This is a genomic window from Megasphaera sp. SW808 (assembly GCF_012027795.1).
Classification (GTDB): domain Bacteria; phylum Bacillota; class Negativicutes; order Veillonellales; family Megasphaeraceae; genus Megasphaera; species Megasphaera stantonii.
Window position 1 is genome coordinate 1 of the sequence record NZ_SJOT01000016.1, and the last position, 15,885, is coordinate 15,885.

The 15,885-nt window shown below is 53.4% G+C and carries 13 protein-coding genes; 4 read left to right on the forward strand and 9 right to left on the reverse strand.

What is annotated here, in order from left to right; all coding sequences use genetic code 11:
- Positions 1 to 154: 154 nt before the first annotated feature.
- From glmS to E0L13_RS07100, 8 genes are all read right to left on the reverse strand, one after another.
- On the reverse strand, positions 155 to 1,984 hold the full coding sequence (gene glmS / locus E0L13_RS07065) for a glutamine--fructose-6-phosphate transaminase (isomerizing) (RefSeq protein ID WP_168061329.1): 1,830 nt from the start codon (positions 1,982 to 1,984) through the stop codon (positions 155 to 157).
- 274 nt (positions 1,985 to 2,258) lie between these two features.
- On the reverse strand, positions 2,259 to 3,614 hold the full coding sequence (gene glmM, locus E0L13_RS07070) for a phosphoglucosamine mutase (RefSeq protein ID WP_107196684.1): 1,356 nt from the start codon (positions 3,612 to 3,614) through the stop codon (positions 2,259 to 2,261).
- Positions 3,607 to 5,214 carry an FAD-dependent protein gene (locus E0L13_RS07075; protein ID WP_198643552.1) on the reverse strand — a complete coding sequence of 536 codons (1,608 nt, stop codon included), beginning with the start codon at positions 5,212 to 5,214 and terminating at the stop codon, positions 3,607 to 3,609. The genes glmM and E0L13_RS07075 overlap by 8 nt, the downstream gene beginning before the upstream one ends.
- 16 nt (positions 5,215 to 5,230) lie before the next feature.
- Entirely contained in the window at positions 5,231 to 6,142 is a 912-nt protein-coding gene (locus E0L13_RS07080; RefSeq protein ID WP_232818847.1) for a CdaR family protein, read from the reverse strand.
- A 1-nt stretch (position 6,143) separates the two neighbouring features.
- On the reverse strand, positions 6,144 to 6,956 hold the full coding sequence (gene cdaA, locus E0L13_RS07085; RefSeq protein WP_087478312.1) for a diadenylate cyclase CdaA: 813 nt from the start codon (positions 6,954 to 6,956) through the stop codon (positions 6,144 to 6,146).
- Between the two features lie 148 nt (positions 6,957 to 7,104).
- Positions 7,105 to 7,584, reverse strand: coding sequence for an Rrf2 family transcriptional regulator (locus E0L13_RS07090; protein ID WP_107196686.1), 480 nt, complete (start codon positions 7,582 to 7,584; stop codon positions 7,105 to 7,107).
- A gap of 132 nt (positions 7,585 to 7,716) precedes the next feature.
- Positions 7,717 to 8,706 (reverse strand): inorganic phosphate transporter, encoded by a 990-nt coding sequence (locus E0L13_RS07095; protein WP_107196687.1) that lies wholly within the window; start codon positions 8,704 to 8,706, stop codon positions 7,717 to 7,719.
- Positions 8,699 to 9,328, reverse strand: coding sequence for a DUF47 family protein (locus E0L13_RS07100; protein ID WP_107196688.1), 630 nt, complete (start codon positions 9,326 to 9,328; stop codon positions 8,699 to 8,701). The genes E0L13_RS07095 and E0L13_RS07100 overlap by 8 nt, the downstream gene beginning before the upstream one ends.
- A 370-nt stretch (positions 9,329 to 9,698) precedes the next feature.
- On the opposite strand from E0L13_RS07100, the gene E0L13_RS07105 reads away from it, so the two are divergent.
- The 4 genes from E0L13_RS07105 (at position 9,699) to E0L13_RS07120 (ending at position 15,040) form a co-directional block, all read left to right on the forward strand.
- Complete coding sequence (locus tag E0L13_RS07105) at positions 9,699 to 11,114, forward strand: PTS mannitol transporter subunit IICBA (RefSeq protein ID WP_107196689.1); 1,416 nt, start codon at positions 9,699 to 9,701, stop codon at positions 11,112 to 11,114.
- Positions 11,115 to 11,193: 79 nt separating this feature from the next.
- Complete coding sequence (locus tag E0L13_RS07110; RefSeq protein WP_346766168.1) at positions 11,194 to 13,278, forward strand: PRD domain-containing protein; 2,085 nt, start codon at positions 11,194 to 11,196, stop codon at positions 13,276 to 13,278.
- Positions 13,279 to 13,291: 13 nt separating this feature from the next.
- Positions 13,292 to 13,711: a PTS sugar transporter subunit IIA gene (locus tag E0L13_RS07115; RefSeq protein WP_206081569.1), complete on the forward strand. Its 420-nt coding sequence runs from the start codon at positions 13,292 to 13,294 to the stop codon at positions 13,709 to 13,711.
- Between the two features lie 63 nt (positions 13,712 to 13,774).
- Positions 13,775 to 15,040 carry a zinc-binding dehydrogenase gene (locus E0L13_RS07120; protein WP_168061331.1) on the forward strand — a complete coding sequence of 422 codons (1,266 nt, stop codon included), beginning with the start codon at positions 13,775 to 13,777 and terminating at the stop codon, positions 15,038 to 15,040.
- A gap of 92 nt (positions 15,041 to 15,132) precedes the next feature.
- Here the strand turns inward: E0L13_RS07120 and E0L13_RS07125 are convergent, their stop codons facing one another.
- Positions 15,133 to 15,777, reverse strand: a complete 645-nt coding sequence (locus tag E0L13_RS07125) for a cyclase family protein (protein WP_168061333.1) — start codon at positions 15,775 to 15,777, stop codon at positions 15,133 to 15,135.
- Between the last annotated feature and the right edge of the window lie 108 nt (positions 15,778 to 15,885).

Consider the following 15,885-nt stretch of genomic DNA (forward strand, 5'->3'; position numbering starts at 1 on the left):
GAAGTTCTTTTCGAAACGTTCCGGTTATCCGGCCTGCCGCGGCGTCCTGCCGCAACAGCTTGTTTAGTATATCCCCTTTTCAGTCTCTTGTCAATACCTTTTTGACAAAAAAAGAAAGCAGAGAATCATTCTCTGCCTTCTTCCCTTTTATTACTTATTCTACAGTAACACTCTTCGCCAAGTTTCTCGGCTTGTCGACGTCGTTGCCCCGGCTGACTGCAATATAGTAGGACAACAGCTGCAGCGGAATAATCGCCATAATAGGTACGACAAAATTATCCGAAGCCGGAACAGTAATCAACGTATCTACAGTCTTCCGTACTTCCGTATCACCTTCCTGCACTACGCCGATGACATAGGCGTCGCGAGCTTTAACTTCCTTGATGTTGCTGATCATTTTTTCTTCCACGTCTTTTTGCGTAGCCAAAGCAATGACGGGAACACCTTCTTCAATGAGGGAAAGCGTGCCGTGCTTCAATTCGCCGCCGGCGTACGATTCGGCGTGAATATAGGAAATTTCCTTTAATTTTAAAGCGCCTTCCATAGCCAGGCCGTAGTCCATAGACCGGCCGATAAAGAAAACGTCTTCTCTGCCTTCGAAGGAGCTGCACATCGCCTTGATTTCGTCAGCGCATTCAAAAATTTTACGGCACAAATCGGGAACGGCCGTCAAATCATGAAGAATGCGGGACTCTTCGTCGGCAGTCAGCGTTCCGTTCAAACGTCCCATATACAGGGCCAGCAGCAATAATGTCACGAGCTGCGTCGTATAGGCTTTGGTCGACGCAACGGCAATTTCCGGGCCAGCCCAGGTATAAGCTACCTGATCGGCTTCACGGGAAATAGACGAGCCAACGACATTCGTAATCGCCAAGGAACGAGCACCTAAGCGCTTCGCTTCTTTCAGCGCAGCCAGCGTATCAATAGTTTCACCGGATTGGCTGATGACGATGCACAGCGTCTTGCTGTCCGTCAGGGGATTTCTATACCGGTATTCCGAAGCGATATCTACTTCAACGGGAATACGGGCCAATTTTTCGATAAAGTATTTTGCCAGCAAACCGGCATGATACGCCGTACCGCAGGCTGTAATCATGATCTTGCCGATAGACGTAACGTCTTCCGTCGTCCAATTTAATTCTTCAAACTGCACGTGCGAGCCGTCTTCAGAAACGCGGCTTCCCATCGTATCCTTAATTGCTTTTGGCTGTTCGTAAATTTCCTTGAGCATGAAATGTTCATAGCCGCCCTTTTCGGCTGCTTCTGCATCCCAGTTGACTTCAAAGACTTTTTTAGAAATGGGATTTCCTTCCAAATCAGTAACCCATACGTTGTCCTTCTTCACAATGGCAATTTCGCCGTCGTTCATGATATAGGTCTTGCGCGTATAACTCAAAATAGCCGGAATATCCGAGGCAATATAGTTTTCGCCTTCGCCGAGGCCGATGATAAGGGGATTGTCTTTTTTGCTGCAAATGATCTTGTCCGGTTCAAAACGGCTCATGAACACAAGGGAATAAGAGCCGCGCAGCCGGGCCAGCACGCGCTGTACCGTCCGCGTAAAATCGCCGTCATACATGTCGGCGCACAAGTGGGCCACGACTTCCGAGTCCGTTTCCGACTTAAAGCGATAGCCTTTTTCCAGCAGTTCTTCCTTCAGCTCCATGTAGTTTTCGATAATGCCGTTATGGACGATAGCAAAATTTCCGGCTTCATCCGTATGCGGATGGGCATTAAGATCCGACGGTCCGCCGTGCGTAGCCCAGCGCGTATGGCCGATGCCGATCGTTCCTACGACAGGGTGAACCTTTACTTCTTCGGCCAGATTCACAAGACGTCCCTTCTTCTTGCGCACGGCAATAGCGCCGTCATGATACACGGCGATGCCGGCAGAATCATAACCTCTGTATTCCAGCTTCGTCAAGCCGTCCATCAAAAAATCAGCTGCTTCTCTTCCTCCAATATACCCTACAATACCGCACATACATATAACCTCCTAGTGTGTGTATTTGCTTCCCACGACGACATTGTCCATTCCGTTGCCGTAATGCTTTTCCGCCATGTAACGACTGAAGCTGCCGAGAGGCATCCGCTGACATGTTCGATACTCCTCTTCCTCGTCCGCCCGTCGCTGCCGGCGGGCACTAGCGCTATCCATTTTACGAAGGATTTCCAAACGCCTGTAAAAAAACAGGAATGAAGCGAACTTCATCACTTCATTCCCACATTCTAATATATTTTATCACCTAGGTCAATACCTACTTGGACGGACCCATTTCGTGCTCTACGACGACGGCAATATCGTCGACGATGCGCTGGAGCTGCTCTAAATCAGGGCCTTCCGCCATAACCCGGATCAGCGGTTCTGTGCCGGACGGACGAACCAGGATGCGGCCTTCGTCGCCCAATTCTGCTTCTCCCGCCGAAATAGCCGCCATGATGAGATTATTTTCTTCCCATCCCGATTTTGTCTGCACAGTCACATTTTTCAAAATCTGAGGATAACGGGTCATGAGGGCCGCTAATTCCGACAGCGGCTTGCTCTGCTGCTTCATGATGCTGAGGAGCTGCACCGCCGTCAGCAGTCCGTCGCCCGTCGTATTATAGTCGAGGAAAATAATATGGCCTGACTGTTCGCCGCCTAAGGAATAACCGTCCTTACGCATTTTTTCCAGGACATACCGGTCGCCGACAGCCGTCGTTTCCGTACGGCAGCCCAGGTCTTTCAAGGCCTTGTGGAAGCCGATGTTGCTCATTACGGTTCCTACGACCGTATCCTGCTTCAAGCGGCCTTCTTCTTTCAGTTTCAGCGCGCAGAGCAGCATGATCTGGTCGCCGTCCATATCCTGACCCTTTTCATCGACGGCCAAACAGCGGTCTGCATCGCCGTCATTGGCAATGCCGATATCGGCGCCGCAGCGCAGCACCGTTTCCTTCAAATCTTCCAAATGGGTGGAACCGCAGTTGTCATTGATATTCACGCCGTTTGGCTCCGTATGGATAGCAATGACTTCGGCTCCCAGGCGTTTCAGGATTTCCGGCCCGATGGAATAGGCCGCTCCATTGGCCCCATCATACACGACCTTTAATCCCGATAAATCGACAGTTGTCGACTTACATACGAAATCGGCATATTCCTGCTGCAAGTCCGTCCACAAGGAAATCGTGCCGATGCCGGCGCCTACAGGCCGGCTCTGCAGACCGGCTCGTTCGTCGCGAAGCATGTATTCCTCAATCCGGTCTTCCATTTCATCGGGAAGCTTGTATCCATACCCGTCAAAGAACTTAATGCCGTTATATTCAAAGGGATTGTGGGACGCCGAAATGACGACGCCGGCATCCATGTGATGCGTTCTCGTCAAATAGGCAACAGCCGGAGTCGGAATCACGCCGGCCATATAGCATTCACCGCCGGCAGATGCGATGCCTGCTGCTAAAATGCTGGCCAGCATGGTGCCGGAACGGCGCGTGTCGCGGCCGATAAGAAATGTCGGGTGTTCCTTATTTTGTCCAAAAATATACGCGGCGGCCCTGCCTAAATGATATGCCAATTCCGGCGTCAGGGAATCGTTAGCAATGCCCCGCACACCATCAGTACCAAACAATCTAGCCATTTACAACTACCTCCAAAGGTTGATATTTACGAATGATTTCATTTGCCGTTTCCAATCCGTCGAGAAAAGCGCTCATAATGCCGCCGGCATACCCCGCGCCTTCTCCCACGGGATACAATCCCGCCGCATCGACGGCCATGCGGTCTTCGCCGCGCACAATGCGCACGGGGGCGCTGGTTCTCGTTTCCACGCCGGTCATGACGACGCCGTCGTCGTCAAAACCGCGGATCTTGCGGCCGAAGTAGGGCAAGGCCCGTTCCAGCGTACTGGTCACAAAATCCGGCAACACGCCATGCAAATCCGTCCAGGTCACGCCGGGACGGTATGTATGTACCGCCGCTTCGGCTGGAGAAGAGCCTTTGAGAAAGCTTCCCACGGTTTGCGCCGGCGCGTGATAATTACTGCCGCCGGCCTGATACGCCAGTTCCTCGTACCGCCGCTGAAACTCGATACCAGCCAGGGGCCCGCTGCCGACGTCGTCTGTCGTCACGTTGACGACTAAGGCACTGTTGGCCACGCCGCTGTCACGACGATAAAGGCTCATGCCGTTCGTCACGACCCGCCCTTCTTCAGACGCCGCCGCCACGACGGCTCCGCCGGGACACATACAGAAGGAATAGCACGACCGGCCTTCCGGGCTGTGGTACACCAAGGCGTAATCGGCCGGGTCCAATCCCAATTCCGCCGCATTGCAGCCGTATTGCCCGCGATCAATGACCTGCTGGTCATGCTCGATGCGCACGCCGACGGCAAAGGGCTTCTTTTCCAGGACGACGCCTTCGTCGTGCAGCATGTAATACGTATCCCGGGCGCTGTGCCCAATGCCTAAGACGACGACGTCCGTCTCATATTCATCCTCGCCGTTGACGGTGACGGCGCATACCCTTCCCCGTTCGTCCCGGCGTATGGAAGTCACGCGGCTCTGAAAACAAACCGTTCCACCTGCCAATTCTATCATATGACGCATATTTTTTACAACGTTCCGTAAAATATCCGTCCCTACGTGGGGATTATAGGCATATAAAATTTCCGGCGGCGCTCCCGCATCGACCAGAGTTTGAAGGATATGGCGCAGGAGCGGATGATTTACCCTCGTCGTCAGCTTGCCGTCAGAAAAAGTACCGGCTCCACCTTCGCCGAACTGTACGTTCGACTCAGGCCGGAAAGGGCCGCCGTTCCAGAATTCTTCTACATGAGCCGTCCGCGTATCTACGTCACACCCCCGCTCGAATACGATCGGCTTATATCCGCCGCGCGCCAAGGCCAGCGCCGCGGCTAATCCCGACGGCCCCGTCCCTACGACGACGGGACGATGCCGCAGCACGACGTCGCCGGGCTTCGGCGGAACATACGCAGTTTCCGCAATCCGGCGGACATCCTTAGCGTCGCGGCAGCGCCGCCATGTTTTTTCTTCGTCATGAAAGGCGACGTCTACCGTAAATACCAGATAAATATTCGGCTTCCGCCGCGCGTCTACAGAACGCCGCACGACGCAGATATGCTCTATATCCGCCGGGCTGCAGCGAAGCTTTTTAGCAACCAGCGCCTCTATGGATTTCCTCATAGGCACGCCGGTGCGAATATTCATTACCCTTAGCACGCAATTCGCTCCTTTACTATTCCACGTCTACGGCAACTTCGATCGTATCGGGCTCGAAGATGACGCCGTTTACAGGCGATACGATAATCTTCCATTTCTTATCCTGCTTCAAGCCTGAAATATCGATAGGCGGCAAGTCGATGCGGGACAAATTCTTGAGAATATTCGCGTCTCCCTTTACGGCAACCGTATCCGGATTGATTTTGATTTCTTTCAGCGATACAGACGGAGACACGTCCCCTTCCGTCGTCACGTAAACGGGAATGTCTTTCGTCACGGCATTATGACCGATGGATATGCGGATATTGCTCTGCCACGGCGTCATTTCCAGCCCTTCGATGCGGGAACCGTCCGCCGCGACCAGCCGGATAGGCGCCATGATGGAAAAATCGTCTATCCTGTCTTCAATAGGAATTTCCACGACAGCCTGTTCCACTTGCTTGACAAGACGGCGGGCGCCGCTGATGACGACCTTTTCCGGCACGACCTTCAGGCTGCTGACGAAAATATCGTTCTTCGTCTGTCCTACCAAATGCGGCGTCAGAGCCAATTCCCGCACGGTGTATACGTCGACCATAATATCGGCCGAGGTCATACTCTGCTTTTTCAGCTCCGTCCCCGCCGGAATTTCTATGCGCACAGGGGCGCTCATTTCGCCTTCCTGGGCGTCGGACAAATCAATATAAGCCTTAATATCCGACGGTCCTACGTTGATAATCGTGTTGCGCGGCCCGGACAGGCGCACGTAGACCGTCTTCGGCACGTTCGACGTAATGTACTGCGAGTCGAGGTTTTCCACAACGATCGGCACCGTATAGCTGCCTTCGCTCATAGGATTCTGTTCGTTGATGATAAAGAACCACAGCACGATCGCCATTAACAGACAAATAATCTTTAATTGCCATTTTTTGTCAAGCTTATTCATCATATCACGGCCTCCACTTGAAAATATTGGCTAATCCCTGAGGCGTCTTGTTCAAGAAAGTCTTCAGCACGTTGCGCAGGGCGTTGCTGTCCAAGTGACGGTAAATATGACCGCCGTACGTATATGAAATAGAGCCCGTTTCTTCGCTGACGACGACGACGACGGCGTCGGCCATCTCGCTGAGGCCGATAGCCGCGCGATGCCGCGTCCCCAGCTCCGTAGACAAGGAACGGTCCGCCGTAAGCGGAAGCAGGCATCCTGCTGCCATGATGCGGTTTTCACGAATAATCACGGCTCCGTCGTGAAGAGGCGTATTGGGAATAAATATGTTTCCCAGCAGCTCGCGCGACACGACGCCGTCGATGGGAACGCCCGTGTCAATGTAGTCGTTCAGGCCGACTTCCCGCTCAAAGACAATCAGCGCGCCGGTCCGCGTTTTGGACATCGAGTCCGTAATCGCCACGATTTCATCAATAAGCCGCTCCAGTTCCTTAGCGTTCAGCACATGCCCCGACTGCAGAAACCGGCCCCGCCCGATTTGTTCCAGGGCGCGCCGCAGCTCCGGCTGAAAGACGACCGGCAAGGCGACCAATATAACCGTCATGCCCTGCTGCAGCATCCAGTTGATAACATGCAGATCCAGAACCCGGCTGACGACCGTTACGGCGCCGAGCACCAGCAGCCCTTTGATCAGGGCTACGGCCCGTGTATTGCGAATCAAAATAAACAGCTTATACAGCACAAAGGCGACAAGCAGAATATCCAATATGTCAAGCAGGCGAAAGCTGCTGATAAATCCCTGAATAGATACGCTCATGTTATTTCTCCATTACGACAACAAAATAATCATGGTTAAGTAAATTCATTGTACACTATTTTTACTTCAAAATAAAGTCCGCAGGCCCGTATAAAAAACAAAGCCGCAGTCAGGAGCTCTTGTCTCCGCTGCGGCTTTTTCATATCCATTACATTTCGTTCGACACCGCTTTTTTCAGCGGCCCGTCGCCTGCGGCTCCGCAGGCTGCCTGAAGCTGCGACTCCTGGCGGGCTAATTCAGCAAAATCAATGGCCTTCAATTTCGTTACCAGATCCCGCTGAATATCGGCAAAGGCGTTGTAAATAGAGCACATGCCGCTGCAGCCGCGGGAGCACGAGCTGATGTCATGCAGACAGCGCTGCAGTTCCGTCTGGCCCTCTACGGCTTCGATGACGTCAAACAAGGTGATGTCTTCCGGCGAGCGCTGCAGGGCAAAGCCCCCGTCGACGCCGCGGTACGATTTCATGATGCCGGCAGCCGTCAAATTTCTCATGATTTTCAATAAAAAACGCTCGGGGATATTTTGTTTTTCTGCTAAGGCAGCGCCGGTTATTTTCGTGCCTTCCGGCAGCGACGCCAGGTACAGGACCATGCGGAAAGCATAATCAGTCGCTTGATTTAATCTCATTACTCTAATCCCTCCTTGCATGTGTCTATTATACAATAAGTCACTAAAAAAGTGTAGTTTGAAATAAAAAAAAGAAAAGGTCCTGATGACGAATGCCTGCCATTCATCACCAAGACCTGTATTACATCGTGCTTATAAGGCGTCGATAATCAAAAAGATAACTGCCGACAATGCGGCGCTGATCGGGATAGTAACGCACCAGGCGATGACCATGCTGCGGGCCACGCCCCAGTGAACTGCGCGAACCCGTTCTGCCGAACCGACACCCATGATAGAGCCCGATACGACGTGAGTCGTACTGACCGGCAAGTGCAGGAACGTCGCAGAAAAAATAACCAGGGACGAATTCAGATCGGCGGCAAAGCCGTTGATGGATTCCATCTTGAAGATCTTCGTTCCCATCGTAGAAATGATACGCCACCCGCCGGCAGACGTACCCAAGGCCATGGACGTGGCGCAGGCCAGCTTTACCCACGTGGGAATTTCCATCGTATCGATGTATCCGCCGCTCAGCAGGGCCAGGGCGATGATGCCCATCGCTTTCTGGGCGTCGTTGGAGCCGTGCGAAAAGGCCATGAGACTAGCCGACACGAGCTGCATCTTGCGGAACTGGCGGTTTAAGGCGATAGGCGAATACTTGCGGACAATCCAAAGGATGCCGATCATGACGAAATATCCCGTCGCCAAGGCGATGACCGGCGATAAGATCAGCGATAAGATGATCTTTTCAATGCCGCCCATATCCAAGGCCGCCGGTCCTACGCTGATGCATACGGCGCCGATAACGCCGCCAATAAGCGAGTGGGACGAGCTGCTGGGTATGCGGTAATACCACGTTGCGATATTCCAAATAATAGAGCCGATCAAGGCGGCTACGATGACTTCCAAACTAATCTGGGCCGGATTTAATACCAAATCCCCGCCAATCGTCTTGGCGACGCCCGTACTGACCATCGCGCCGGCAAAGTTCAGCACGGCGGCCATCATAATCGCATGGCGCGGCGTAATGGCCCGCGTCGAGACGCTGGTAGCAATGGCGTTGGCCGTATCGTGAAACCCGTTGATGTAGTCAAACAGCACGGCCAGCAGCACAATGGCCCATATTAACCAATGCTCAGGCATACTTTAAGACGACCTTTCTGAACGTAGTAACCAGATCTTCGCATTCGTCGGTAATATCTTCGACAGATTGAAGAACTTCCTTCCATTTGATGATTTCAATGGGATCTTTGCATTCCGAGAATAATTTAGCCATTTCCTTATGATACAAATCGTCGCAGTCCTGTTCCAGCTTCAGCACCTTGTGGCTGCGGGCTTCGACCTTCAGGTAGTTTTTCTTTAAATCCTTCATGTAACCGATGGATTTGCAGATTTCTTTCATCGCTTTGGCCGTGATGACGGTCATCTGCTTGGCTCCGTCCGTAGCCTGTCCGATTTGATACATGCACATCTTGTCCATGATTTCGCTGATATTGTCGATAACCGCATCCAATTCATCGATAAGCTGCTGAATGTCTTCGCGGTCCATCGGCGTGATGAACGTTTTTTGCAGACGCTTCATGGTCTCCAATACGAGCTCGTCGGCTTCATCGGCCAGGGAATCGATTTGTTCCAACGCTTCCTCTTTAGGAATCTGGTCGTTCATGGCCTGCCTCAGCAGATCGGCTGCCTGATAACTCAGCATCGCGTGCTGGTCTAATAATGCGAAAAACTTTTCTTCTTTGGGCTTTAAATGGAATGCCATACTAATCAGTTCTCCTTGTCTGCAAACACATTTTTACGCACTAATTACGTACTGTTTACCTATATTTTACATAGCTGTGTCTTTCTGCATTATACCATATACGACTTCATTATTCTAGAAAAGGCGTTGCCAATATGGCATATTCTACATGAATTTTTTTATAGGCACAACGGGCCCTCTTCGCGGCCCATCACCGAAACGTTAAAAGATTTAAGGCTATGCATTCTCCAGATATTGTCATTTTCATGGGTGACAAAGTTACATTACTATTTGTTGCGTTTGCCCCGGCCTGCCGATATACTTAAGCTATCAGAAACACAAGCAGTCCGGAATGCAGCGTGCGTACTGAATCACTTTAGGAGGTACAAAAATGAAAGCAAAGATTCAATCGTTCGGCCGCTTCCTCAGCGGTATGGTCATGCCGAACATCGGCGCCTTCATCGCCTGGGGTCTTATTACGGCTATGTTTATTCCCTCAGGCTGGCTGCCGAATGAAAAGCTGGCTGCCATGGTCGGCCCATTCCTGACCTACGTCCTGCCCCTGCTCATCGCCTATCAGGGCGGCAAGGCCGTCGGCGGCGACCGCGGCGCCGTCATCGGCGTCATCGCGACTGTCGGCGTCATCTGCGGTACATCGTACACCATGTTCATGGGCGCGATGGTCATGGGTCCCCTGGCCGGCCTGGTCATCAAAAAGTTCGACGCCGCCGCAGACGGCCGCATCAAGCCGGGCTTTGAAATGCTGGTCAACAACTTCTCCGTCGGCATCATAGGCATGCTCTTATCCATCATAGGCTTTTATCTCATCGGCCCGGTCATGGGCATCCTGCTCACCTTTCTGACGGCGGGCGTTCAGATTCTCGTCACCTACGGCATCTTCCCCCTCATCGGCCTTTTCGTCGAACCGGCAAAGGTGTTGTTCCTGAACAACGCCATTAATCACGGTATCTTCACGCCCCTGGGAGCCGAACAGGTATCGCAGGCCGGCAAATCGATTTTCTACATGATTGAAACGAACCCCGGCCCCGGCGCAGGCGTCCTCATCGCTTACTGGCTGTTCTCCAAAGACAAAACGACGAAGCACTCCGCCCCCGGCGCGCTCATCATTCACGCCTTAGGCGGCATCCACGAAATTTCCTTTCCCTACGTCCTCATGAATCCCATGCTCCTGCTGGCTACGATCGGCGGCAGCGTATCGGCGTTGTTCTATTATTCGCTCCTCGACCTCGGCTTGTCCGGCCCGCCCTCTCCGGGCAGCCTCATTTCGTACCTGGCAATGGCTCCAAAAGGGTCTACGCTGTCCGTCATCATCGGCATCTTCATCGCCGCCGGCGTGTCCTTCCTCATCGCTTCGCCCATCATCCGCATGTCCGGAGCCAAGTCGTCGGACTCTCTCGCCGAAGCCCAGCAGAAGATGAAAGACATGAAAGCCCAGTCTAAGGGCATAGCGACGCCGTCGGCCGTCGAAGCGCCGGCAGTCAATATAAAAGAAATCAAAAATATCGTCTTTGCCTGCGACGCCGGTATGGGTTCCAGCGCCATGGGCGCGGCCGTCCTGCAGAAGCGTCTGAAAAAAGCCGGCCTGACAGACATCAAGGTCAGCCACGCATCCGTTTCGGAAGTACCGAAAGACGCGCAGCTCGTCGTCTGCCATCAGGATTTGGCAGACCGGGCCAAAGCCAGCGCCCCCCAGGCCCGTCTCATTACGATTACCAACTTCATGGCGGCGCCCGAATACGCGACGCTCGTAGAAGAACTGGCCTCGGCCCAGCTCCCGCCGTCATAAAAACCGGCTGCGTTATCCCACGAGGTTCCCGTCACGCAGAGGAGGTGATACTACGGAATTCACACTGCGCATCCAACAAATTTTATCTATCCTGCTGCGGCATCAGGATTTTCTGCACGAACAGCAAATCGCCGACGAACTGGCCATCAGCAAGCGCACAGTCCAGCGCGAGTTGGATTACATCACGACGATTATCGCGCCGTACCAGCTGACGCTGAAGCGCAAGAAAGGAGCGGGCCTCCTGCTGACCGGCACGCCGCAGGCAAGGCAGCGCCTGGCCGATGACTTGAACGCCTCGGACCGGTCGGATTGGTCCGATAAAAAGGAACGGCGGCGCTACTTGTTGTTCGAACTGCTGCGGGACCGGACGCCGAAAAAGCTGTACCATTACAGCCGGCTCCTGGGCGTCAGCGAATCGACAGCCGCTTCCGATTTGGAAGCCCTCGGCCCCTGGCTGCGTAAAAATAATTTATCTATCCTGAAAAAGCCCGGCTTCGGCGTCATCCTGAACGGCACGGAACAAAATTACCGCGAAGCCATGCGGCGCTTCATCAGCGAGACGGCTCCTGTAGACAAATTAAAAGAAATTACCGACCCCCATGCCGCCCTGGCGAAAGCCGTCATGAACGTAACGGACAACGGCATTTACCGCCTGCTGAACAGCCGCACGATCCAGCGCATCGACGCCCTGCTCGGCGAGATGAACGAACCCAAGCTCCGCCAGTTTACCGACTCGGCTTATATCGGTCTGATCATCCACATCGCCATCAGCGTCGAACGCATGCAGCAGGGCAACGTACCGTCAGACGAGCAATTCCTGCCCTTGGAGGAAGATGGCGAAGACCTGCGTCTGGCCCGGCGCATTCTCCAGGCCATCGAAGAAGAATTTCACCTGCATATGCCTGAGCTGGAGCTGTCCTACCTGCTGCTGCACATCAAGGGCGCGAACATTCATTACACCAACGTGCCCGACGAAAGGGTGCCGACAGACCTGAACGGCAAAAAATTGATCAACCTCATCGACGCCATGATAGACGCCTTCGATTCCCGCCAGGCCTATATGCTGCGCTGCGACGAGGAATTTATCCGCGGTCTCTTCGTCCACCTTCAGCCGGCCATCGTCCGTCTGACCCATCACCTCAACATCATCAATCCCCTGCTGGACGATATCAAGGAAGAATACGCTGACACGTTTCAAAAATCCAGCCGGGCGGCCCGCGTACTGGAAAAGGCCATCGGCGCCGCCGTTTCAGAGGAAGAAATCGGCTATTTGACGATTCACTTCGGCGCGGCCCTGGAACGCATGAAGGGGAAAACGGCCTTTACGCGAAGGGTTTCCGTCGGCATCGTCTGCGCCAGCGGCTTCGGCGTCGCCCGCCTGATGATGACGCGGCTGCGCAATAAGCTGTCCGCCGCCGTATCGCTGAAGACCTATGGCAAGGAAGACCTGACGCCGGAAGTACTCAAAGCCACGGATTTCTTCGTCAGCAGCCTGCCCCTGAACCGGCCGGATATCGACGCCGTCCGCATCTCGCCGCTCATTACTCAGTCCGATATGAGCCGCATCCAGTGCAAGATCGAAGAATACGCCCACATCCGCAAGCGGGTCCATCGGGAAGAAGGCGAAAAACAGCCTGATGATTTCGTACAGGAGCTGGCAGAAGCCCACAAGTCAGCAGAAGAAATCGCCTATATCCTGAAAGGCTATGCCATGTATACTGCCGATGCGTCCCTACCTTTCGACCAGGTCGCAGCCTGGCTCTGCAGCCAAGTCGCCGAATCAGAATCGCAAAACCGGCAGCTGTATGAAGATATTATGAAACGAGAACAGCTGAGCAGCCAAATCTTTCCCGACCAGGGCTTCGCCCTGCTGCACTGCCGGACCTGCGCCGTCAGCCACGCCGCCTTTTATACCTGCATGCCGTCGGAAAGCAGCTTCGCCGACCCATACTTTCAAGGCGTCGGCATGATCCTGCTCATGACGATGCCTGCTGCCGGCCCTACCCGCCTGTACACGGACTTACTAGGCTTCATCAGCAGCTCCCTGGTCATAGACGACAGCTTCAACGAAGCCGTCCTAAGCCGCAGCGAAGGCCTCATCCGGTCCGAGCTGCAGCGCATCCTCAAATTGTATTTCAATACATTGCTCATAAAAATTACATAAGGAGAACATCATCATGGAAATTTTACAAAAAAAGAACATCATCCTCAACTGCCAGCCGAAGGCCAAAGAAGACGTCATTAAGGAAATCGGCAAGATTTTCTGTGAAGACGGCTACACGACGGAAAAATATACCCAGGCCATGCTGGACAAGGAACAGGTCTTCAACACGGCCATCGGCAACAACGTAGCCATTCCCCACGGCATTGAAGAAGGCAAGGTCGAAGTACAGCACGCCGGCCTGGTCATCATGACCTTCCCCGAAGGCACGGACTGGAACGGCACGACGGTTAAGCTGGTCATCGGCATCGCCGCTGCCGGCGACGAACACGTCGACATTCTGAGCAATATCGCTGTCACCTGCTCCGACGAAGACGACGTAGAAGACGTCGTCCACAGCTCTGTCGACGAAATCTACAACATGTTCGCCAACTAAGAGGTCAACGTATACTCATATACAGCACCATATATCAAACATTATACTCAGGAGGTATATACGATGAAAACAAAAGCAGTCAGAATGTACGGCACAAGAGATTTGCGCCTGGAAGAATTTGAACTCCCGGAAATCAAAGACGACGAAATTTTAGCCAAAGTTATTACGGACAGCATCTGCATGTCTACGTATAAATTAGTCGAACAGGGTAAAAAGCATAAACGGGCTCCCCAGAACATCGACACGAACCCCATCATTACGGGCCATGAATTTGCCGGCGTCATCGTCAAGGTCGGCAAGAAATGGCAGGACCAGTTCAAGCCGGGCATGCGCTTCGCTCAGCAGCCGGCGCTGAATTACAAAGGCAGCCTGGCTTCTCCGGGATATTCCTATGAATTTTTCGGCGGCGACTGCACGTACTGCATCTTCCCCCACGAAGTTATGGAATTAGGCGCGCTGATGCCCTACGAAGGCGAAAGCTTCTTCGAAGCCTCCTTGGGCGAACCGATGAGCTGCATCATCGGCGGCTACCGTGCCAACTACCACACGAATAAACATAACTATAATCACGCTATGGGCACGAAAGAAGGCGGCAACATCATCATTCTCGGCGGCTGCGGCCCCATGGGCTTAGGCGCCGTCAGCTACGGCATCCGCTTTGAAAATAAGCCGAAGCGCATCGTCGTAACGGATATTGACGAAAGCCGCATCAGCCGGGCAAAAGAAGTCATTTCCCCCGAATACGCCGCCCAATACGGCGTCGAACTCCACTACATCAATACGGGAGCCATGGACGACCCCTATGAAGAGCTCATGAAGATCACCGACGGCCACGGCTACGACGACGTCTTCGTATACGCGCCGGTCCGTTCCGTCGCCGAACTGGGCAACAGGCTGCTGGCCTTCGACGGCTGCATGAACTTCTTCTCCGGCCCGACGGACAAAAACTTCCGAGCTGAAATCAACCTGTACGACTGCCATTACACGAGCACCCACATCATGGGCACGACGGGCGGCAACAACGACGATCTCATCGAAGCCAACAACCTGGCCGCCAAGGGCATCATCAACCCGGCTGTCATGGTAACACACGTCGGAGGCATCGACAGCATCATCGACACGACGCTGAACCTGCCTCATATTAAGGGCGGCAAAAAGCTGGCCTATACGCAGTTCGACATGCCGATGACGGCTATCGAAGATTTTGCCAAATTAGGCGAAACAGACCCGTTCTTCCTCGAACTGGACGCATGCTGCAAAGCCCACAACGGCCTCTGGAACGCCGAAGCAGAAAAAATGATCCTGAAACACTTCAACGTAGAACTCTAACCGTTCACCTTCTCTTTTCTCTTCATCCGGCAGATTCTACGAATACAGTACATCCCCTCGCGCAGGTCTCTTTCCTGCCGAGGGGATGTTTTTTATTCGAACCAGGCGACAGCCCGGACGGGCGCGCCGTCGCTTTGACGTATCTTTAACGGAAAGCATCCGAACCAAAATAAGTCGCTGCCGCACAGATGAAGATTTTTCAGATTTTCTATATTGATCATTTCCCGGTTCTGAAACAGCTTCCTGTGCCGCGTCAGCTCTTCGTCGCCTATGGGGTCGATGCCGAACGTATCGAATCCGATGCCTTTATAGGGCCTGGCGACGACGTACTCCAACACGGAGTCGTCTATGCAGGGATAGTCGCCGAAGTATCGGGGCGTCCCCCAATAGGCATCCCAGCCCGTGTGAAACAGGAGGAATTCCGCCTTTTCTATCTTGGCTCCATAGGGCCGCAGGCAATCCATCGTAATCGCCCCGCCTTCCTTTACACAGCGGCAGTCGACAACCAGGGCCTTGCCGATGAATTGGCCGGCATCATACTGATCCAGCGTCGTGCCGCTGCCCAATACGTGGGCTGGCGGATCGGCGTGGGTGCCGACGTGCGTGCAGATGGAAATTTTCGTTTCTCTGAAACCATCTGTTTCACAGGTACTTATCGTCTGCAGGGACGGCTCTTCCGTTCCCGGAAACACGGGCATATGCTCCCGTATGGTATGAGTCAAATCGATAACTTTCACAATAAAACGCCTCCTTGCCCTATTTCGTTAGTATACTATTCATCATACTATGAAACGGCGCAAAAAAATACCGCCGGCAGCGTTCTGCCAACGGTATTTTCGCACGAA